This is a genomic window from Bradyrhizobium genomosp. I (2014) (genome assembly GCF_000261685.1).
GTDB lineage: Bacteria > Pseudomonadota > Alphaproteobacteria > Rhizobiales > Xanthobacteraceae > Bradyrhizobium.
Genome location: NZ_AJQE01000220.1, coordinates 1 through 18,306, shown reverse-complemented (window position 1 = coordinate 18,306; position 18,306 = coordinate 1). Strand labels below are relative to the sequence as shown.

The following is an 18,306-nucleotide window of genomic DNA, read 5'->3' as shown; positions in this document are numbered from 1 at the left end:
GCGGCCGGCATCCGAAACCCTTCACAACAGCGGAAATCCAACTTGGGTTGAAATGAAGAGGGCCGCCAACCCGGGGGCGTCTTTAGTCAATGCGCGTCCGGGTGAAGACGCCTATGATCACACCGGTATGGTCCCGAACCGTCACAGTCTCTCGGCTTCGCTCTGCCAACTTCTTGCCCACTTGCAGAGCTTCCCGGGGGCGGTCTAGATCGAGAGAGATCAGCAAATATTTTGGACGGGACAGAGCCGGCCCATCAGTTCGCTCTGTAAGGACATGCCAGGGGGTATCCGTCCGCCGAAATGCTGGATAAGTTGCTCCCGGAGGGCTGAGACGGGCATTCGATGCGTGACGAGATGCTGACATTCCTGAACGGGGGAGGACGGATGGGAGAGCGCATCCGCCTGTTCGACTGGAGGTCAAATTCACTCGGGCCTCCGGATTCGTGGCCGCAATCGCTTCGTTCGGCACTGTCCATTTGCCTGTACTCGAGCTTTCCAACGGCGATCTATTGGGGGCCGGACTTCAGGCTCCTTTATAATGACGCGTGGTCTGTCATCCCGGGCGAGCGCCATCCCTGGGCTCTCGGCCGCCCCGCCAAGGAAGTCTGGTCCGACATCTGGCACGTCGTCGGCCCGCAGTTCGAGAACGTGATGGCCACGGGTGAGGGCTTTTCTACCTATGACGAAATGCTGCCAATGGTGCGTGGCGGCGTCCAGCAGGAGACCTACTGGAACTACAGCATCAGCCCGATCCGCGGCGAAGACGGCGAGGTTGCGGGCATCTTCAATCAAGGCAACGAGACAACTCAAATTGTCCTGGCGCGGCGTAGCTCCCAGCAGGAGATTGCGCGTCTCTCCCTGATGTTTGAACAGGCGCCAGGCGCGACGGCCGTTCTGCGGGGGCCACGCCATGTCTTTGAAATCGCAAACCCCGCTTACTTGCAGTTGGTGGGCCGTAACGACATCCTCGGCAAGTCGGTCGACCAGGCCCTGCCCGAGGTGGCGTCGCAAGGTTTCATCGAGCTACTCGACACCGTCTACAAGAGCGGAGAGCCTTACGCCGGGCGCGCCATTCCGGTCGTCCTGGATCGAAGTGGAATTCGCGAGCAGCGGCATCTCGACTTCGTCTATCAGCCGATAAGCGACGGCGCGGGCGACCGGTACGGCATTTTCGTGCAAGCGACCGATGTGACGGACACGATCCGGGCGGTGGCTGCTCTTCGCGAAAGCGAGGAACGTTACCAGGCCATCGTTAACTCCATCGACCAGATGATCTGGTCGACGCTGCCTGACGGCTATCATGATTATTACAACGACCGCTGGTACGAATATACGGGGATGCCCAAAGGTTCAACCGATGGTGAGGCCTGGAACGGAATGTTTCACCCCGACGACCAGGAGCGAGCCTGGAAATTGTGGCGCCACAGCTTGGCTACGGGCACCCCCTATCATATCGAGTATCGGCTGCGGCACCGCTCGGGTGAATATCGCTGGGTGATCGGACGTGCACAGTGCGTCCGCAACGAGGCGGGCGAAATCATCCGCTGGTACGGCACGTGCACTGACCTGCATGATTTGAAAATGGCCGAGGAGGCCCGGCAGCTGCTGATGCAAGAGCTGAATCATCGGGTGAAGAACCTCTTCCAGCTCTTCGAGGCCATGGTGTACATGACGGGCCGATCGAGCAATACGACGGCTGAAATGAGCTCCGCGCTTAAAGCACGTTTGCAAGCGCTATCGCGGGCACATGACCTCGTCCGGATCGGCGCAGCAGATTCGATGCCGGCGCATTCGGTGTTGCTCATCCATCTTGCTGAACAGATATTGGCACCGCATTTGAGTGACGCGCAACATGGCAAAGTGAGCTTGGCCGGACCGGAAATCCTGCTGGGCGAGAAATCAGCCTCCGCTATGGCGCTCATCCTGCATGAGCTTGCCACGAACGCTACCAAGTATGGCGCACTGGGTCGTGCAGACGGGAAGGTGATGATCGGCTGGGAACTTGCTGGAAAAGATCTGGTTCTGACGTGGAGCGAGCGCAATTCCTCTGCTGCGATTGCCAAGCCGACATCGACCGGTTTCGGCAGCAGGCTCATTAAGTCTGCGGTCGAAGGGCAGCTCGGCGGAAAAGTCGATATTGTTTGGAAGCCTTCTGGCGTACAACTCCGCCTGGAGTTAAGCCAGGCACGGCTGCGCGACTGATCGGAGCACTTCGCTCAACGCAGCATTGATCACAGCGGTTCGCGATTTAGCTCGAAGTTCTATGTACTCCAGTCGCGTCCATAGAGCCCACTTTGTCTGATGTCTGAAAGGGTCAAGGGCCGTCCATGGCAGCCGGATGTCCCTGATGCGGTCATTCTTTGGAAGCGGAAATCGCAGCTCTGTGGGCGGAAGTCAGCCACGGGTCAGAAGCGCCGGTTTGAGCAGCGCCGCGTCACTTCCGGTATGCCCCCGATGCGCTAACAATACCTGAACTAAAACGCACTTCGCCATCGGGCCACAAGCGAAAGTCAACGTCGGCTGAATGATTGAGGCCGCCAACTGAAGCAGCCTTAGTTCAGCTTGCGCTTTAGTTCTTGGACGAACTTCCGCTGCTCCTCGATGTCCTCTTCGACCATCTGGCGCATGGGAGACGGCTTTTGACTTGCGCGGGGCTTCTTGGGTGGTTTCTTGTCGGTCATCAATCCTCCCAGATTAGCTCCCCGCATTGGCATTTGTACACGTACACGTAGTTTCCCGTCTTTGTGCTCCAAAGCCGTTCGAGAAGCCGCGTCCTCTTCCGGCACTTAGGGCAAAAGAGCGGGGTTTCGATGTGATGCTCTGGCATGGCGGCGGTCCTCTCGAATAGAGCCAGACGCTAAACCTCCTTTGACGTTCCTAAAAATAACCAAGGATACTCAAATGGGAACAAACGGCGACTTCTATACGGAATGAGAACGGTCCAAAAGTCTGCTCAGGGTCAAAGGCTGCCCTCAGCAGCCAGCATGCCCTCGGTCGGGTCATCTCTCGGAAGCCGACATTGCCGCGCGGTGGGCTGAGGTCACCCACGGGCCAATAGCTGGCATTGTAGTCGGCGCAATGCGTAGGCTTGCGATTCCGGAAGAAGCCTTCATCTCGGTAAAGCTCTGAGCGAGAGACCTGAGGCGCGCGGCGCTACAGCTCTCCGGGCGCAACTTCCGCTCCGGTTCATAGGCCGGCACCCGCGGCTCCGCTTCGGAACGGCCCTTGGGCCATTCCGAATCGATGCGAAGAAGCGGATCAGGCCTTGGCCTTGACCGGGAGCCGAAAGGGCGCCCCCAACCGGTTGAACGCGTTCATGGCCGCAATCGTGATCGTGAGGTCCACGAGATCCTTTGGGGCGAAAGCCGCGCTTGCGGCCGCATAGGCCTCGTCGGAGGCGTGCGTCTCGCTGACGAGCGTAACTTCCTCCGCCCACGCGAGGGCAGCCCGGTACTTGTCGGGAAACAGGTGGGGCACCTCGGCCCAGACTGGAACGAGGGCGACTTTTTCAAATGACATCGTGGCCAAGAGGTCCCGGGTGTGCAGGTCAATGCAGTGCGCACAGCCGTTGATCTGCGAAACCCGCAGGAAGACGAGGTGGATCAGTTCGTGGGGCAGGTCGGTACCCGTGGTGATGTAGTGGTGGATGCTGAAGAGCGCCTTTGCACCGTGGGGTGCCACTTCGTTCCAGACCAGCCGCTTGTTCTCGCTCATGACGTGCCTCGTTGTTCGGAACGCCGGAGATTCGACGCTCGGAGCGATGACGGGCCAAGCGGTCAGGGTGTGACATGACACTCGGCGGTTCCATTCAAAGCGGCCGATGTCACATCCACGCAGGTCCGATCGTCTTATTCTCGGGTTCGGGATGCGCGAGCGACGGTGACAGCGGATATGATCTGCGAGGAAACTGGGCGGATGGAGGCGATGGACGATCAGCGGACCACCGAGTTCGAAGCGGAGCGCAGGCGCCTGACACGCTTGGCCTATCGGATGATGGGCTCGCTCACCGAGGCGGAGGACGTCGTTCAGGACGCATGGCTACGGTGGGTCGGGGTGGAGGGTGGCGTCGATTCGCCTCCCGGCTATCTGACCCGCATTGTCACACGCCTGTGCCTCGACCGACGCCGCTCCGCGCGGGCGCGCCGGGAAACCTACGTCGGACCCTGGCTGCCAGATCCTCTCGTCGGTTCCGTGGAGCCGAACGAGACGGTCGCCGACGACGTCACGGTCACGTTGATGCTGGCCCTTGAGCGCCTGTCGCCTCTTGAGCGGGCCGCTTTCCTTCTCCACGACGTCTTTGACGTGCCGCTGACCGAAGTGGCCATCACGCTCGGCCGCCAGCCGGCAGCTGTTCGTCAGCTCGCGGCGCGCGCCCGCAAGCACGTGCAGACCGCACGTCCCCGCTTTGATGTCGAACCCGCGGATGCGGATCGGATCACCCGTGCTTTCTTCGCCGCAGCACGCGACGGGGACGTGGCGGCGCTTTCGGCGCTGCTGGCAAGGAATGTCGAGATCCATACCGATGGCGGCGGCAAAGTCCTTGCTTTCCGCAATGTCATTCGGGGGGTCGAGCGGGCCCTGCGCCTATTTGCTAGGCAGCGACGCAAATACGTCGTACCGCCGATGCTGCTTCGTGTCGTCACCATCGACGGCCTGCCAGGCTACGTTAGCCTCGATGGACGCGGCGTTCTGCAGACGACTGCGCTCGACATCCGCGAGGACGGGATCACCGCGATCTACATCGTCAAAAACCCGGACAAGCTGTCGCACTTAGCGACAGAAATGGAATTTCCAGCTCGCATCTCGCCGATACCGCCAGCTTCATGAACTGCCCGAGTGACTGCGGCAACGTGGAGAGTCGTTCGATGGGCTGCATATGAGGCTCGCCCACGGTCGACGTCCGCTCCGGGTCATTCGCGTCGATCTGACCGCGTTCTCCGCACGTCCGGTGTCGCCTCAATTGCTGCCATGCTGAGCTCGACTTTCCTCCTTCGCCTGAGGACAAAAGCCCTCACTACAACCTTCTTACATCGCGCCATCGGTTTTGCATTTTAGCGGCATTGCATGCGACCGCTTCCCCTCCGGATATTCCGCTTGCAGAAGGATGAATTCTGACAGGCGTTCTTCCCTAACCACATCATTCCCTCCTATTGACACCTGCCGCAAATGGGCAAATCCTTTCCAAAGCGAATTTTCAGCACGATAAATTTCGGCGCTAAGGCCTTTCTTTGGCGCCTTCTGAATCCATTTGCTTCTAACCGAAAACGGAGGGGCCCATGCGCGCGCTCGCTTTAAAAAGCGTCTCTCTTCTCCTCGCCACTCTTGCTTCGATCTGCGCCACGGCCTGCGCCCGCGCACAGGATGCGACCGACGAGCAGTTTGGCAAGGTGCACTTCCAGACCACTTGCAACGAGGTCGCGCAACGCCGCTTTGATCGCGGCATGCGCTACCAGCACTCGTTCTGGTACCGGCCTGCGAAGGAGATTTTCAAGGAGACGTTGCAAGCCGATCCGGAATGCGCGATCGCCTTTTGGGGCATTGCACTGAGCCTGCTCTACAATCCTCATTTTCCCGCACCGAAGGAAAATCTCGCCGAGGGCCTCGCCGCGCTGCAAAAAGCCAAGGCACTCGGCGCCAAGAGCGACCGCGAACGAGACTATGTCGACGCACTGCTGGCCTTCTACTCGGGGGACGAGAAGACGACGTTTGGCCAGCGGGCACAGGCCTATCTCAAGGCAACCGAGGCCGTCGCGGAGCGCTATCCCAATGATGACGAGGCGCAGATCGCCTACGCCATCACCCTGAATGTCACGGCCTCACCAAACGATAAGACGTATGCTAACCAGCTCAAGGGCGCGGCCATCCTGGAGCCGATCTTCAAGCGGCAGCCGCGGCACCCCGGCGTCGCGCATTACCTGATCCACCTCTATGACTATCCGGCGATAGCGGAGCAAGGCCTCGACGCTGCCAAGCGCTATTCCGAGATCGCGCCAGCGGCGCCGCACGCCTTGCACATGCCGTCACACATCTTCACGCGCGTCGGCTACTGGAACGAATCCATCGATGCCAATAGCCGTTCCGCCAAGGCTGCCAAGGAGGGCAAGGACCCTAGCGAGCAGCTCCACGCCGACGACTACATGGTCTACGCCCTGCTCCAGCTTGCACAGGACAGCCGAGCCCGCGACGTCATCGCGGACATGCTTGCGACCACGGGCTATGCGCCGGCCGTTCGCGCCGGCCCCTACGCGATAGCGGCGAGCCAAGCGCGCTACATGGTCGAGCGAGGTGATTGGCCGAGGGCTGCCGCACTGAAGGTCGAGCCGAGCCGGTTTGCCTATGTCGATGCGATCACCTACTTCGCCCGCGCCCTCGGCGCCGCGCGCTCCGGCAATGCCGACGCAGCGACGGCGGACATCGCCAAGCTGGCGGAGTTGCGGGACAAGCTGCAGCAGGACAAGGACGCCTATTGGGCCGAAATCGTCGAGATCCAGCGGCAGGTCGCCACAGCCTGGCAGCTCAACGCCTGGGGGAAACCGGCGGACGCGTTGGAAGCGATGCGCCTTGCGGCCGATGCCGAAGACAAGACCGAGAAATCCATCGTCACGCCTGGACCGCTTGCTCCGGCACGCGAGCTTTATGGGACCATGCTGCTCGAACGCGGCATGGCGACGGAGGCATTGGTCGCGTTCGAAAGCACGATGCGCAAGGAGCCCAACCGGTTCGGCGCGATGATCGGCGCGGCTCACGCCGCCGAGAAAGCAGGGGATGCCGTGAAGGCACGCCAGTACTATGCGAAGGTGGTCGACATGGCACGGGATGGCGACTCCTCGCGGGAAGATCTGGCGGCCGCACGAAAGTTCATGGCTCAGAATTAGAGAGAGTTCGGCGGCAGGTGCTATGCGTCTGACCAGCAAATTCACCGCGATCGGCGCAGCCGCGGCACTGTTCTGTGCGGTCGCTGCGGTCTGGATGCTGCGATCCGGCGACCTGACACGTGCAACAGCGGCAACCGGGCAGATCCGCCCGGTGTGGACGGAAACCGAGTGGCCCTTCGGGGTAGATCCTTGGGGGAAAGGCAAGGCGTTTCGCTGCAATGCCAACGATTGCGGCGGTGAGGTCCAGCTTTACGTTCGCGCCAAGCTCGGCTTTTGCAATTGCACCACCGGCGTCGCCGACGATACTGACCTCGAGCAAATGGGCGACTTGGCGCTGATTGGTAAGACAACGCCGATCGGTGCCGGTCGGGAGATTGTCGTTGGGCCCATGCAAGGCCGCAGCCGCGCGTATCGGGTCGAGGGAAATGGTAACGCAGCGCTTTCGTTCGCTTTCAATCAGCGCTGCGACATGGTGGCTGCAACGGCCTTGGTTGGACGGGGCGTACCCGGCTCACTGGAGCCAGCGGTGCTGGCATTCCTCAACAGCGATCGCATGTTGAAGTGGGCCGAGATCGCGTTAGGTTTATAACTCGGCGCTACCTCGAAGCTCGCATTTCGGCACGTCAGCGTCGCTCCCTTATCCCCGAGCACAAATCCGCAAACTTAGCATGCCTCAATCGTAAGATCGGGAAAACTCGGCTAAGATGCTACTTTCCCTTGTTGGGGGCATTTCATGTTCGACATGGCAACCACGGCGCTTTTGCGCGCGGTTTTCGACGAAGTGTGCGAGGGTCTTCCGCAGCGTGAGATCGGCGCGCGGATGCATGTGGCTTCGAAGATCCTGGAGGCTGCCGCCACCAGCGGCGAGCTCTCTCCCGAGGACCTCAGGCAGGTCGGCCGCAAGGCCCTTTCGCACGCGCCCACCATGTGGCGCTAACTGAGAGCCGGGGCGCGGGCGTGAACTTCCAGGTCACCGTTTTGAAGATTTTGGCGGCATACCCGGACGGGTTTGCCGCAATGGAAGACCTCAAGCGTGACATGGCTATCCTGGCGACGAGTGGCCGCGACTGGGCGGATAGGACCAGGCGGCTGGCGGCGAGGGTGCCCGACCTCAACATCTGGTCACAGGGGCTGGTCGAACGCATAAGCGGGGGATGGAAGATCACAGCCAAAGGGCGGGCAGTGCTCGACTTCATGGAGGCCCGCCCAGCAGCGTCGGAGGCTGTCCAGGTGCCCGCGGTTGAAGATTCCATTGCGGCATCCACGTCGCCCGTTCCACCGCTGCGGCAGCCCGCCGATCGAGCCAAGCGGCGACGCGAGCGCCGGGAGCGTCACCGTGAGGCCCGTGAACGAGCGAGGGCGAACGCCTCCTGAGGGAGGCTGAACAAAAAAAGCCGCCAGCGGAGCTGAGCGGCTTGATAGTCCCGGACCGTCGGTTGCCTCCCCAGCCCCAAGCGTACCGCCGTTACCTTGTTTGCGGCCATGCCGCTCCGAACTATCGAATGCGCTTCGATTCGGCTATTGGCCCCCCGATTTATGCACGGCACATTTTACAGAGCCGGCAAGGGGCGGGATGAGGATGGATGCCCAGCCGGGGCTGTGGCCAGCCGCGACCTTCCCGTTCGCCCGACCACGCCCAGTACCCCGATTCCAAGGCGAGCGCTCGTCTCCCCGACGCGAGCGCCGGCTTGCAACCGATCACGGAGAGCGCCGTCTACGAACAGATCGCGAGATTAGGCAAGTGCCTTCAGAGAATCGAGACGCTTGCGCAGAAACGCCAGAACCATGATCTCGTCGGAAGTGAGCTTGGCGTACTGGCGCTTGAACTTCTGCGCGATCTTGGCTTCGATCATTTTGAGGAGATCACCGGACATGTAGGCGTTCAGGATTTCCGGGTGCACGTAGCACTTGCGGCAGATTGCGGGCGTGTTGCCGAGCTGCTTCGAGACGCTCTCGATCGCGGCAACGACGTTGCGCTTCGCCTCGGCCTGGCTGTCGTACTTCTTGAACTCGGTCAGCGCCAACGCGGCCAGAACCGTCCCCGCCCAAGTCCGGAAATCCTTTGCGCTGAAGTCCTCGCCTGTGATGTCCTTGATGTAGGCATTGACGTCGCCGGAATCGACGGTACGCGGCTGCCCGTCGTCGTCCAGGTACTTGAAGAGCTCATGTCCCGGGATCTCCGCGCAGCGCTTCACGATGGCGGCAATCCGCTTGTCCTCGACCCGAAGTTTCCACTGTTTGCCCGATTTGCCCGTGAAGTCGAACCGAAGCACGCCGCGGCCCACCGCAACGTGCTTTCGTCGCATCGTGGTGAGCCCGTAGGATTTGTTTTTCTCGGCATACTCGGCGTTTCCGACCCGGATCAAAGTCTTCTCCAGAAGACTGACGATCGTGGCCAGAACCTTCTCGCGAGGTAGCCCTTCCAGCTTCATGTCGGCCGCGACACGGTCGCGCAGCGCGGGCAGCGCGGCAGCGAACTGGACGATGTGTTCGTACTTGTTCTGGTCGCGCAGCTCGCGCCATTTTGCGTGGTAACGGTACTGCTTGCGACCCCGCGCATCGAGGCCGGTCGCCTGGATGTGGCCATTGGCCGAGGGGCAGATCCAGACAGATTCATAGGCCGGCGGGATACCGATGGACTTGATGCGCCGGATGACGGCGGCATCGGTGATGCGCTTGCCGTCCTTGTCGTAGTAGCTGAAGGTAGTCCCCGTCCGCTTGCGAGTGTAACCGGGCGCGGAGTCGCTGACATAGCGAAGGCCTTCTTCCGCAATGGTGGCTGCGACCTCTGCGGTGCGGTCCAGGACCTGTTCTTCGTTGCGAGTCTCTCGGAGCATGGGCCTGTCCCTCGGAAGCACCCAGGGATCGAGGCTCCACTCCTTTCTAAAGGAATGAAGACCGCGGTTGGTTCCGTTCGTGAGATCGGCGGGTCGTAGATGCAGATCAGTAGCTGCGCAGCGTACCGGCCCCACCTAGAGCCGGTGGTTCCTCTCGACGGGGCGCTGCGCAGGGTGACGATGGCGGCACGGCCTGACTTCAGACAATCGCCACAAAGTTTACGGACACGCTTTCCCGATTAAGTCAGTGCGAAGGTCCTTATGTCCCAATATTCCCTGGACGTGTTGCGTCAGCGCTATGTCGTCGAGAAACGACCACTCGAGGCCAGCGTCGAGCAGATCCTGCGGGCTGACGGGCGCGCGGGAGCACGTGCCATCCTGGCCTCGATCGATAAGCGGCGCTTCGAAAACAGGTCCGAAGGGCAGCGCCTCCGCAAGATGCTGCGCTTCGAGACCTCTCTCTGGGAAGGAGGCCATCAGGCCGTGGCAGGCGTTGATGAGGCGGGCATGAGCCCTCTCGCCGGGCCGGTCTCCGCAGGCGCCGTGATCCTGAAGCCGGGCACGCGCATAGTTGGGATCGACGATTCGAAAAAACTCGACGCCGCAGCGCGCGAGGAACTTGCGAAGGAGATCAAGGCAAAGGCAGAGAGTTGGTGTGTGGCATTCGTCGAGGTCGAGGAGATCGACGCGATCAACATCTACTGGGCGGGCATCCAGGCAATGCAGCGTGCGGTCCGGGGGCTGGGATCGACGCCGCAGCATCTGCTGATCGACGCGAAGCGATTGAAGAAAATCGACATCCCTCAGCAGGCGATCATCAAGGGTGATGCCAAGTCCGCCAGCATCGCCGGCGCCTCGATCCTCGCGAAAGTCGAGCGCGACGCCGTGATGCGGGCGCTCGACGTGCGACACCCCGGCTACGGCTTCGCGGATCATAAGGGCTACCCGGTGCCGGCTCACTACGAAGCTCTTGCCAGGCTTGGTGCATGCGCAGCTCACCGGAAGTCGTTCGGACCCGTACGCAAGGCTCTCGGGCTACCGCCCCTGCCGCCGTGGCCTCCCGCAACAGAGCGCGCGGCCGGTTGACCGGGCCGGACGTCTCTTCCCGGCTGCGCTATTTTCGCGACCAGCTCTTTTCGCGAACGACGTCCTTGGCCTTCTTGTCGGACCGCAGGCCGAGATAGACCGGCTGGCGCAGCTCTCCCTTGCTGGTCCACTCCGCGAACTTCACCTCTGCAACCAACGAAGGACGCACCCAGGTCGTGAACTGCTCATCCTTCACCTTGGCGGGAAAGGGCGACTTGGCCGTCTTGAGCCTCACCAGCTTCCTATGAAGCTCTTCCAGAACCTGGCGGCTGAAGCCGGTGCCGACGTGGCCGATGTACCGCCACCCGCCATTTTCCCGCACTGCCAGCGCGAGAGCGCCGAAGAAGGGCCGGGTTCGCCTCGGTGCCGTGAAGCCGGCGATCACTACCTCCTGCCGTTGCGCGGTCTTCACCTTCAGCCAATCGGCTGTCCGGCGTCCGGACGCATACGGGCTGTCGGCGCGCTTTGCCATGATGCCTTCGAGATGCCTTCGCTCGGCTTCTGCGAAGAACGTCGTTCCATTGCCTTTGCGGTGGTTGCTGAACGCGATCAGCTTGTGGCGCGGCAGGATGGCCTTGAGTCGCTTCTTGCGCTCCAGGAGCGGCAGCGCGCGTAGGTCCTCGCCGCCCGCGAACATGAGATCGAACGCGCAGTACAGAAGCTTGGCCTCACGGCGCAGGGCGTTCTGGAGCAACTGGAAATGAGAGACGCCGTCTTTGCCGATCGCGACGAGCTCGCCATCGATCACGGCATCCGCCTTCACGCCCTCAAGTGCTTTCGCCACCTCGACATAGGAGTGGCTGATGATCTTCCCGTTACGGCTGTAGAGCGCGACCCGACCACGCCGGATTTCGGTCACCATACGAAAACCATCGAATTTGTCCTCGAAGACCCAGTCGGGATCGTCGAACGGCGCATCGGTCAGCGTGGCCAGCATGGGCTGCAGGCGAGGAGGGAGTGTCGATTGTCGGGCCATGGTAGGGGCTCTCTATAGGGCCGGCAAAGCCCGAAACGGGGAAGACGGGACGCGAACCCGCGCGCTGTCGCCGGCCACGACCGGTCCCCCGGCCCGTACCACGCCCAGCACCCCGGATTTGAACGCAGGGCCCGTTTCCGCCGACGAGACCACCTGCCGCTTGAGGCCTGCTCGGAAGCGGTCGATAAGGACGCAGGGCGTCCGAAGGCCGGTCAGCTCGACGACCGCGGACGGCCCAAGCTCGATCAGGGTCCCTATCGGCATCCGTTCGAGGTCCAACCCGGCCGTGGTGACGTTCTCGCCGAGATCGCCGGCGCCAACCTCGAAGCCAGCTTCGAGGAGAAACGGGAAGAGTTCGGATGATATCAGGTGGACCTGCCGGAGATTGGGCAGGCCGGGCCGGCGGCGTGCCAAATAGCGGTGCCGGACGAACTGGCCGGCGTGGGCGTCGCCTTCGACGCCGTGACCTTCCACCAGGATTATGCTGTCCCGAGTTGGTTTGCTGAAGTGGTGCCCGCGATCGGCCGCGACCGCCACCACCGTTCCCTGCAGCGAGAAATCCTGCTTCTGCGGCATCAGGCGGCGCGGGCGAGCGAGCGCCGCTTCTGGCGGAAGTAGCGTGTGATCTCCGCAAGCGTCATCGCGTTCAGAACCCGGTCGGCAGGGACACCGCCCTTGCGCGCCATCAGAACGCCCCAGTGCATGTGGTCGAGCTCGGAAATCGAGTGCGCGTCCGGATTGATGCTCATCATACAGCCGAACTCGAGCGCCGCCTGGTGCCAGCGCCAGTCCAAGTCGAGCCGCCACGGATGGGCGTTAATCTCGACCACAACGTCGTGCTTGGCGCACGCCCGCAGCACCTTATCGACGTTGATTTCGTAGCCCGGCCGCCGCTGAAGCTGGCGCCCGGTCATGTGGCCGATGAGAGTCGTGTGGGGATCGGATATGGCGCGCAGCAGCCGCTGCGTCTGGGCCTTGTGGTCCAGTTTGAACCGGCCGTGGATGCTGGCCACCACGAAGTCGAAGCGCTCCAGAACGTCGTCTTCATAGTCGAGCGACCCGTCCGCCAGGATGTCGGATTCGATACCCTTGAGGATCCGGAAGTCCTTGCCGAAGCGCTTGTTCAACCGGTCGGCTTCCCGGTGCTGCTGCGCGATCTCCTCGACGGAGAGGCCGCCGGCATAGTGGGCTGATTTGGAATGGTCCGCCACGCCGAAATACTCGAAGCCGCGCTGGCGCGTCGCCTTCGCCATGGTCTCCAGCGTCTCAGTGCCGTCGGAGGCATCGGTGTGGCAGTGAAGGATGCCGCGCAGGTCCTGGTCGGTGACGAGCTTCGGCAGCTTGCCCTTCAGGCCCAGCTCGACCTCGCCGCGCCCCTCCCGGAGCTCAGGGTCGATGAAGGGCAGACCGAGGGCGCTGTAGATCTCAGCCTCCTCGCCGGCGATCAGGGTGCGGCCCTTATGCAAGCCGTCGGCGCCTAACCGCATGCCCGTCTCGGCGGCCAAGGCTTGGAGCTGCTCGATGTGGCCGGCGGAGCCGGTGGCGAAGAGAAGGGCGGCGCCGAAGTGCTTGCGGTCGGAAACTTGAATTCGCAGCCCGTCGGCCGATGACGTCGATGTCTTGTCCGGCTTGGCAGCCTCCGCAACCATCGCGAGATCGCCGACGAGTTCGCAGCCGCGGCGGAAATCGCCCGCGATCGTCACACGCTTGAGTTCGGGACGGGACTTGCGGATCGAGTCCTTCGCCTGCGCGAGCAGCGCGGCGGCGCGGTGCAGGTGGAGGCGGCCTTCTCCGCTCTTCGCGATCGCCAGATTCTGCAGGATCTTGGTTTGCAAGGCGGCCCCAAGGCCTTTGGCCTTCTTGAGGCGGTCGTCCTTCGCCGCGGCCTCCAATTCCGCGAGCGATGCGATGCCGAGATCCTTGTACAGGCGCAGCACCTTCTCCGGACGTAGGCCAGGCACAGCGAGCATCTCGAGCACCCCTGCGGGAATTTCTTTCCGCAGCTTTTCGAGCCTGGGATGACTGCCCGTCCTGTGAAGCTTGGTGATGATGTCGGCGATCGCATCGCCGACGCCAGGGATCTCCGTCAGACGATCTTCCGCGATGAGCACGTCCAAAGGGACGGCAAGGGCCGCCAGGCTGTCGGCGGCCCGAGAGTAGGCTTTCGCCCGGTAAGGATTGTCGCCCCGCAAAGCTGTTCGCTGCGCGTACTCTCGCAGAAGACTTGCCACACCGCGCGCGTCGAGCGAAGGCATTTAGCCAGCCTCCCTATCCGAGCCTTGGGGCGCCGCCGGAGCAGGGCGACCACCGGAGCGGTCACCTGGCCGGCGATCGAGAGAGGCCTCGAGCTTCTGGGCTGCGCGAAAGTCCTCAAGGTGCTGAACATTGGGACCGTAGGCAGCCTCCTTCTTGAGGAGATTGTAGATCCGGCCGGCCACCAGCTGCAGATGCTTCATCTTGCCGCGCGGCATCGATCTCGCTTTGCAGAGGGCCCGGACGGCGTAGGCGCGGAAGTAGTCGAATGCGTCTGACATGATGTCAGTAAACGCCGGCTCTCGCCGGGAGTTCGATGGGCTCTGCCAAGACTGGATCGCCCGGCGCGGTCTGGCGCAAAATGCGCGAAGAGTGGGGCGCTGGAACTCCTCGCCGCCTTCGAAGTTGCGAGACTCGTTGATCGAGGTAGGTAGACTGCCCGCCGTCGGCCCCAACCCGGCGGCGGGTTCTCTGTGAGTTGAGTAGCGTGGCAAAGCGTACGAAGGCGCCTCGGGCCGAAAAGACCGAGGTCCCTACAATGCCGAGGTTCGTCGAACCCCAGTTGGCGACCCTGAAGATGAAGGCTCCTTCGGGATCGCTATGGATTCACGAAGTCAAATACGATGGCTACCGCATCCAGCTCCGGATAGATGGTGACGACCGGCGGGCCTACACCCGCAACGGCTACAACTGGATCAGCAAGTTTTCGACGATTGCGGCCGCTTTCGATATCGAGGGACAGGCCATCGTCGACGGCGAGGTCGTCGTCATCCATGATGGGCGCACGAACTTCTCCGAGCTGCAGGCAGACCTCGGCAGGGGCGATCAGGATCGACTGGTCTACTTCGCTTTCGATCTGCTCTGGCGGGACGGCAGAGATCTGCGCAAGGAGCCGCAGATCGAGCGGAAGAGGCTGCTCAAGGAGCTAATCGAGGAGCACGACCTCCAGGAGCCCGTCCTCTATAGCGAGCACCATGAAGGGGACGGCCAGGCGCTGTTCGTCGCAGCCAGCAAGCTGAATTACGAAGGCATCGTCTCTAAGCGGGTGGACGCACCATACCGGTCGGATCGGGTGGAGGCCTGGCAGAAGATCAAGGTCGTTCAGAAGGGCAAATTTCCCGTTGTCGGCTTCATCAAGGACCCATCCGGCGTGGCCGCGCTCTATCTAGGCAAGAAGGAAGGCAAGGATCTGGTCTACATGGGAAAGGTCGGGACTGGATGGAGCCGAACCACCTCGGCGCAGATCCGCAGGGCGCTCGACACCGTGGTAAGCCCGAAGCAAAAGCTGACCAAGACCATCAGGAAGCCGAAGGCCACGTGGGTCGAACCCGAGTTCTATGCCGAAATCGAGTACCGCGACATCACCTCCGAAGGTCTGCTCCGGGCGAGCTCGTTCAAGGGGTTGAGCAAAGGAACGCGCCGATCATAGCCGCGTTTTCCTGCGGAGTATGTGGAGTACCGGTCATGAATCCGGAAAGGCGAGTTGCGAAGGCCTTGGAAGACGCACAAGGCATCTTGGCCCGGCATGTCGAGCCCGGCCCTAGAGATTGCGAGCAAACCATAAACAAGCTGCTGGATGTGCTCGACGACGAAGCCGTCGTGCAGGCGCTCGAGGATTCGAGGATGGAAAAGCCAACTGCAGAACAACTCGCCGAGCTCAAGAGGCTCAGCGGAATCGCACGGGTGCCGGACGAATCGGAGATCGTCACTTCGAAGGAGGAAGCCGAGATCCGGATACGCGACCTGAAAGAAAAGGCGCGGATGGAATGATCCCTGAGAAGCCGATAATGGCGTGGAGCCTGAACGCTCAGAAGACGACGTCCAACGCGAAGAGCTTGGTCCTCGCGGTGTCCCCGAAGGAAAGCCCGGCGAAGATGACGCCACAGCGGGAGAAGAAGACGCCGAAGGACGTCGATCCCGGGCATCCCGCGTGAATCCTATGGAAACGTTCGATCCGGATCGTGCCTGCCAAGTACATGATGGGCTCAACGACCGGATGATCGAATGGAGACATCAATGGGCTGCGGTGTACCGCGAACACGGCACCACGTGGGATGAAGGGGTCGTATCCTGGGACGGGCTGCTGCTGGACGGGTGGGTTGCCATCATGCACAGGCATCCCTGCGGCCGTTGAGCCAGCCTTCGTCCCTTCGGCCCAAATGCGGCCTCGTGACGGCAAGGAACGCGCGAATCCTTGCGGCGTTGAAACGCATCATTCGCATCAGGAGAATCCGATGGCGGCAGTTAAAAAGACGGCGGCACGCGGTCGCAAACAGGACCGGGCGCGCGTGGCCGGCGGACAGAAGCACGAAGTGGCATACGAGGCCAAGAAGAGCGGCCGCTCGGCATCGGCCGTGAAGAAGGCGGTCAAGAAGGTCGGCAACTCCCGCAAACGAGTCGAGAAGCGTCTGGGCCGCTGAGCCTCAGATCCGTCCGGAGAAGCGCGTGAAAGCGGTCAGCCTCTGCACGGTGGGCTCGACATCCTGCATGTAGATATGCGTCCGCAGGAACGATATCTCGTCGTCCAGGCCGCTCACGTCGACATCGATGAACCAGGACTTGGGCCTGCCGTCGCTGCCGTCGTTCCAGCGATAGCCCCTGCGCTTCAATGAGTCCTTGAGCTCGAACGCGGTCTGCTCCGCCCAGACCCGCATCGTCGGCTTACGGGCGGTCTCCAGCAGGAGCGCCAATGCCGGCGAGCCAATCTTCGGCAATTCGAACGCCAGGACCTCCAGCAGGGCGTGGCAGTCGTCGACGGCCCTATGTGCGTGGTGGAAGTAGCCGGCTCCGTTCAGGAGATAGCCGAGTTGCGAGCCCGCGAAACCGTGCTTGCGCCAGTCGATCTCGCTCATGCTGCAGCCCCAGGCCTTGTGCTCGAACACGGGCCAGTAGCGTTCGGCGAATTTTCTGTCGAAGCCGCTGTTGTGGGCGATCGTGATGACCGCGCTTTCGACGAAGGCGGCGACAGCGTCATCATCGAATTTGTGTCCGGCGACCATTTCGTTCGTGATGCCGGTGAGTGCCGTCACTTCCGCAGAGATCGGCGCGCTCGGCTCGTTGAAGGCGGAGAAGGTGTCGCGGACCCCAACGATCCGCCCGTCCTGAGTGTAGTCGAACTTCACCATCCCGAGCTCGATGATCTCATCCTTGGCGTGGTCAAGGCCGGTGGTCTCGCTGTCGAGCAGGACGCCGGTCCTGACCTCCTGTTCTGCTGTCGGAATATAGGTCGGTCGGGCAACCAGGCGCCTCAGGATCCGGTAGTCGGGTGACCGGCTTAAAGCCTCGGCCATTACGGCCAGGTCCACCTGGTGCCGAGTATGCTCTTCTCTCAGGGGCTGGGTCAGCGCGTCCATGGGTCCACGATACCGGGCAAAAGGTCCACGAGGTACCCGAAAAACTAGCGATTCACGACGTTTTCGGACGTGCCCAGGGCGCTGCGGGCAGATGGCCAATTTTCCTGTTGACGCTCCCGGAGCATGTCGGAACCGGCAAGCTCCGTTCGTCTTGAATCAAGCACCGTCCCTCCGGAGTACCGCGTTCATGGCCCCCCGCGCCAACTGGAAAGGCTTCCTGCGTCTGTCACTCGTGACCTGTCCGGTGGCCCTCTATCCGGCCACGTCAGAAAGCGAAAAGATCTCCTTCAACCAGCTGAACCGGCAGACCGGCCATCGCATCAAGTATCTGAAGGTCGACGCCGACACCGGCGACGAGGTGCCCAACGAGGACATCGTCAAGGGCTACCAGCTCGAAAAGGATCAGTTCATCGAAGTCACGAAGGAGGAGCTCGAGGAGATCGCGCTGGAATCCACGCGCACCATCGAGATCGACGAGTTCGTCGACAAGTTCGATATCGATCCGCGCTACCTGATCCGCCCCTATTACATCCGGCCCGACGGCAAGGTCGGGCACGACGCCTTCGCCGTTATCCGGGAGACCATCCGCGAGATGGACAAGGTCGCTATCGGGCGCGTCGTACTGACAAACCGCGAGCACATCATCGCGCTGGAGCCGATGGACAAGGGCCTCGTGGGCACGCTGCTGCGCTACCCCTACGAAGTGCGCAGCGAGGCCGAATATTTCGACGAGATCCAGGACGTCAAGGTCACCAAGGACATGCTGGACCTCGCCAAGCACATCGTGAACCAGAAGGCGGGGCGGTTCGAACCGGACAAGTTCGAGGACCACTACGAGAGCGCGCTGGTCGAGCTCATCAACCAGAAACGGGCCGGCAAGCCGATCGTACCGAAGGATCGGCCGAAGGGCGAGAACGTCGTCGATC

At 62.0% G+C, this 18,306-nt stretch carries 20 protein-coding genes; 12 read left to right on the top strand and 8 right to left on the bottom strand.

The window, feature by feature from the left end; translation table 11 throughout:
• The first annotated feature begins 342 nt into the window (after positions 1-342).
• Positions 343-2,202: a PAS domain-containing sensor histidine kinase gene (locus IC50_RS21185; protein ID WP_035709162.1), complete on the top strand. Its 1,860-nt coding sequence runs from the start codon at positions 343-345 to the stop codon at positions 2,200-2,202.
• A 350-nt stretch (positions 2,203-2,552) separates the two neighbouring features.
• Here the strand turns inward: IC50_RS21185 and IC50_RS43730 are convergent, their stop codons facing one another.
• The gene (locus IC50_RS43730) at positions 2,553-2,681 is read right to left on the bottom strand and encodes a hypothetical protein (protein ID WP_277996253.1); all 129 of its coding nucleotides are present in this window, start codon (positions 2,679-2,681) and stop codon (positions 2,553-2,555) included.
• Positions 2,682-3,258: 577 nt separating this feature from the next.
• Entirely contained in the window at positions 3,259-3,714 is a 456-nt protein-coding gene (locus tag IC50_RS21180) for a carboxymuconolactone decarboxylase family protein (protein ID WP_028141951.1), read from the bottom strand.
• Positions 3,715-3,924: 210 nt separating this feature from the next.
• Here IC50_RS21180 and sigJ point away from each other — a divergent pair, with 210 nt between their 5' ends.
• From sigJ to IC50_RS21155, 5 genes are all read left to right on the top strand, one after another.
• Positions 3,925-4,827, top strand: coding sequence for an RNA polymerase sigma factor SigJ (gene sigJ, locus IC50_RS21175; RefSeq protein WP_244429618.1), 903 nt, complete (start codon positions 3,925-3,927; stop codon positions 4,825-4,827).
• Positions 4,828-5,276: 449 nt separating this feature from the next.
• Entirely contained in the window at positions 5,277-6,875 is a 1,599-nt protein-coding gene (locus IC50_RS21170; RefSeq protein ID WP_028141952.1) for a hypothetical protein, read from the top strand.
• A gap of 22 nt (positions 6,876-6,897) precedes the next feature.
• A complete protein-coding gene (locus IC50_RS21165; RefSeq protein WP_028141953.1) occupies positions 6,898-7,464 on the top strand; it encodes a hypothetical protein in 567 nt (188 codons plus the stop codon).
• A gap of 144 nt (positions 7,465-7,608) precedes the next feature.
• Positions 7,609-7,812, top strand: a complete 204-nt coding sequence (locus tag IC50_RS21160; RefSeq protein ID WP_035709153.1) for a hypothetical protein — start codon at positions 7,609-7,611, stop codon at positions 7,810-7,812.
• A gap of 20 nt (positions 7,813-7,832) precedes the next feature.
• Positions 7,833-8,249, top strand: a complete 417-nt coding sequence (locus IC50_RS21155) for a hypothetical protein (RefSeq protein WP_035709171.1) — start codon at positions 7,833-7,835, stop codon at positions 8,247-8,249.
• A 359-nt stretch (positions 8,250-8,608) separates the two neighbouring features.
• Here IC50_RS21155 and IC50_RS21150 read toward each other — a convergent pair whose 3' ends face one another.
• Positions 8,609-9,712 (bottom strand): DNA topoisomerase IB, encoded by a 1,104-nt coding sequence (locus IC50_RS21150; RefSeq protein ID WP_035709151.1) that lies wholly within the window; start codon positions 9,710-9,712, stop codon positions 8,609-8,611.
• Between the two features lie 261 nt (positions 9,713-9,973).
• Between IC50_RS21150 and IC50_RS21145 the strand changes: the two genes are divergently transcribed.
• Positions 9,974-10,798: a ribonuclease HII gene (locus IC50_RS21145; RefSeq protein ID WP_035709148.1), complete on the top strand. Its 825-nt coding sequence runs from the start codon at positions 9,974-9,976 to the stop codon at positions 10,796-10,798.
• Between the two features lie 28 nt (positions 10,799-10,826).
• Here IC50_RS21145 and ligD (IC50_RS21140) read toward each other — a convergent pair whose 3' ends face one another.
• The 4 genes from ligD (IC50_RS21140) to IC50_RS21125 are packed head-to-tail and all read right to left on the bottom strand — an operon-like array spanning position 10,827 to position 14,308.
• Entirely contained in the window at positions 10,827-11,774 is a 948-nt protein-coding gene (ligD, locus tag IC50_RS21140; protein WP_035709144.1) for a non-homologous end-joining DNA ligase, read from the bottom strand.
• A 12-nt stretch (positions 11,775-11,786) separates the two neighbouring features.
• Positions 11,787-12,350, bottom strand: a complete 564-nt coding sequence (locus IC50_RS21135; protein WP_081492483.1) for an MOSC domain-containing protein — start codon at positions 12,348-12,350, stop codon at positions 11,787-11,789.
• Complete coding sequence (locus tag IC50_RS21130) at positions 12,350-14,029, bottom strand: DNA polymerase/3'-5' exonuclease PolX (RefSeq protein ID WP_035709141.1); 1,680 nt, start codon at positions 14,027-14,029, stop codon at positions 12,350-12,352. The genes IC50_RS21135 and IC50_RS21130 overlap by 1 nt, the downstream gene beginning before the upstream one ends.
• Positions 14,030-14,308 carry a hypothetical protein gene (locus IC50_RS21125; protein WP_035709137.1) on the bottom strand — a complete coding sequence of 93 codons (279 nt, stop codon included), beginning with the start codon at positions 14,306-14,308 and terminating at the stop codon, positions 14,030-14,032.
• Between the two features lie 257 nt (positions 14,309-14,565).
• On the opposite strand from IC50_RS21125, the gene ligD (IC50_RS21120) reads away from it, so the two are divergent.
• The 4 genes from ligD (IC50_RS21120) (at position 14,566) to IC50_RS21105 (ending at position 16,447) form a co-directional block, all read left to right on the top strand.
• A complete protein-coding gene (ligD, locus tag IC50_RS21120) occupies positions 14,566-15,456 on the top strand; it encodes a non-homologous end-joining DNA ligase (RefSeq protein WP_081492482.1) in 891 nt (296 codons plus the stop codon).
• A gap of 35 nt (positions 15,457-15,491) precedes the next feature.
• Positions 15,492-15,797, top strand: a complete 306-nt coding sequence (locus tag IC50_RS21115) for a hypothetical protein (protein WP_035709129.1) — start codon at positions 15,492-15,494, stop codon at positions 15,795-15,797.
• Positions 15,798-15,814: 17 nt separating this feature from the next.
• Positions 15,815-15,961: a hypothetical protein gene (locus IC50_RS42025; RefSeq protein WP_162131527.1), complete on the top strand. Its 147-nt coding sequence runs from the start codon at positions 15,815-15,817 to the stop codon at positions 15,959-15,961.
• Positions 15,962-16,261: 300 nt separating this feature from the next.
• Positions 16,262-16,447 carry a DUF3606 domain-containing protein gene (locus IC50_RS21105; protein WP_035709165.1) on the top strand — a complete coding sequence of 62 codons (186 nt, stop codon included), beginning with the start codon at positions 16,262-16,264 and terminating at the stop codon, positions 16,445-16,447.
• A 3-nt stretch (positions 16,448-16,450) separates the two neighbouring features.
• Here IC50_RS21105 and IC50_RS21100 read toward each other — a convergent pair whose 3' ends face one another.
• The gene (locus tag IC50_RS21100) at positions 16,451-17,380 is read right to left on the bottom strand and encodes a 3'-5' exonuclease (protein ID WP_081492481.1); all 930 of its coding nucleotides are present in this window, start codon (positions 17,378-17,380) and stop codon (positions 16,451-16,453) included.
• 187 nt (positions 17,381-17,567) lie between these two features.
• On the opposite strand from IC50_RS21100, the gene ku reads away from it, so the two are divergent.
• On the top strand, positions 17,568-18,306 hold a 739-nt coding region (gene ku, locus IC50_RS21095; protein ID WP_035709118.1), incomplete at its 3' end, for a non-homologous end joining protein Ku.

Excerpts from the sequence above, each read along its gene's own strand:
- IC50_RS21160 (WP_035709153.1), top strand. The coding sequence starts at position 7,609 with ATGTTCGACATGGCAACCACGGCGCTTTTGCGCGCGGTTTTCGACGAA.
- IC50_RS21100 (WP_081492481.1), bottom strand. The coding sequence starts at position 17,380 with ATGGACGCGCTGACCCAGCCCCTGAGAGAAGAGCATACTCGGCACCAG.
- IC50_RS42025 (WP_162131527.1), top strand. The coding sequence starts at position 15,815 with ATGGCGTGGAGCCTGAACGCTCAGAAGACGACGTCCAACGCGAAGAGC.
- IC50_RS21135 (WP_081492483.1), bottom strand. The coding sequence starts at position 12,350 with ATGCCGCAGAAGCAGGATTTCTCGCTGCAGGGAACGGTGGTGGCGGTC.
- IC50_RS21165 (WP_028141953.1), top strand. The coding sequence starts at position 6,898 with ATGCGTCTGACCAGCAAATTCACCGCGATCGGCGCAGCCGCGGCACTG.
- IC50_RS21115 (WP_035709129.1), top strand. The coding sequence starts at position 15,492 with ATGAATCCGGAAAGGCGAGTTGCGAAGGCCTTGGAAGACGCACAAGGC.
- IC50_RS21170 (WP_028141952.1), top strand. The coding sequence starts at position 5,277 with ATGCGCGCGCTCGCTTTAAAAAGCGTCTCTCTTCTCCTCGCCACTCTT.
- IC50_RS21130 (WP_035709141.1), bottom strand. The coding sequence starts at position 14,029 with ATGCCTTCGCTCGACGCGCGCGGTGTGGCAAGTCTTCTGCGAGAGTAC.
- IC50_RS43730 (WP_277996253.1), bottom strand. The coding sequence starts at position 2,681 with ATGACCGACAAGAAACCACCCAAGAAGCCCCGCGCAAGTCAAAAGCCG.
- IC50_RS21180 (WP_028141951.1), bottom strand. The coding sequence starts at position 3,714 with ATGAGCGAGAACAAGCGGCTGGTCTGGAACGAAGTGGCACCCCACGGT.
- sigJ (WP_244429618.1), top strand. The coding sequence starts at position 3,925 with ATGGACGATCAGCGGACCACCGAGTTCGAAGCGGAGCGCAGGCGCCTG.
- ligD (WP_035709144.1), bottom strand. The coding sequence starts at position 11,774 with ATGGCCCGACAATCGACACTCCCTCCTCGCCTGCAGCCCATGCTGGCC.
- IC50_RS21185 (WP_035709162.1), top strand. The coding sequence starts at position 343 with ATGCGTGACGAGATGCTGACATTCCTGAACGGGGGAGGACGGATGGGA.
- IC50_RS21105 (WP_035709165.1), top strand. The coding sequence starts at position 16,262 with ATGGCGGCAGTTAAAAAGACGGCGGCACGCGGTCGCAAACAGGACCGG.
- IC50_RS21125 (WP_035709137.1), bottom strand. The coding sequence starts at position 14,308 with ATGTCAGACGCATTCGACTACTTCCGCGCCTACGCCGTCCGGGCCCTC.
- IC50_RS21150 (WP_035709151.1), bottom strand. The coding sequence starts at position 9,712 with ATGCTCCGAGAGACTCGCAACGAAGAACAGGTCCTGGACCGCACCGCA.
- ligD (WP_081492482.1), top strand. The coding sequence starts at position 14,566 with ATGCCGAGGTTCGTCGAACCCCAGTTGGCGACCCTGAAGATGAAGGCT.
- IC50_RS21145 (WP_035709148.1), top strand. The coding sequence starts at position 9,974 with ATGTCCCAATATTCCCTGGACGTGTTGCGTCAGCGCTATGTCGTCGAG.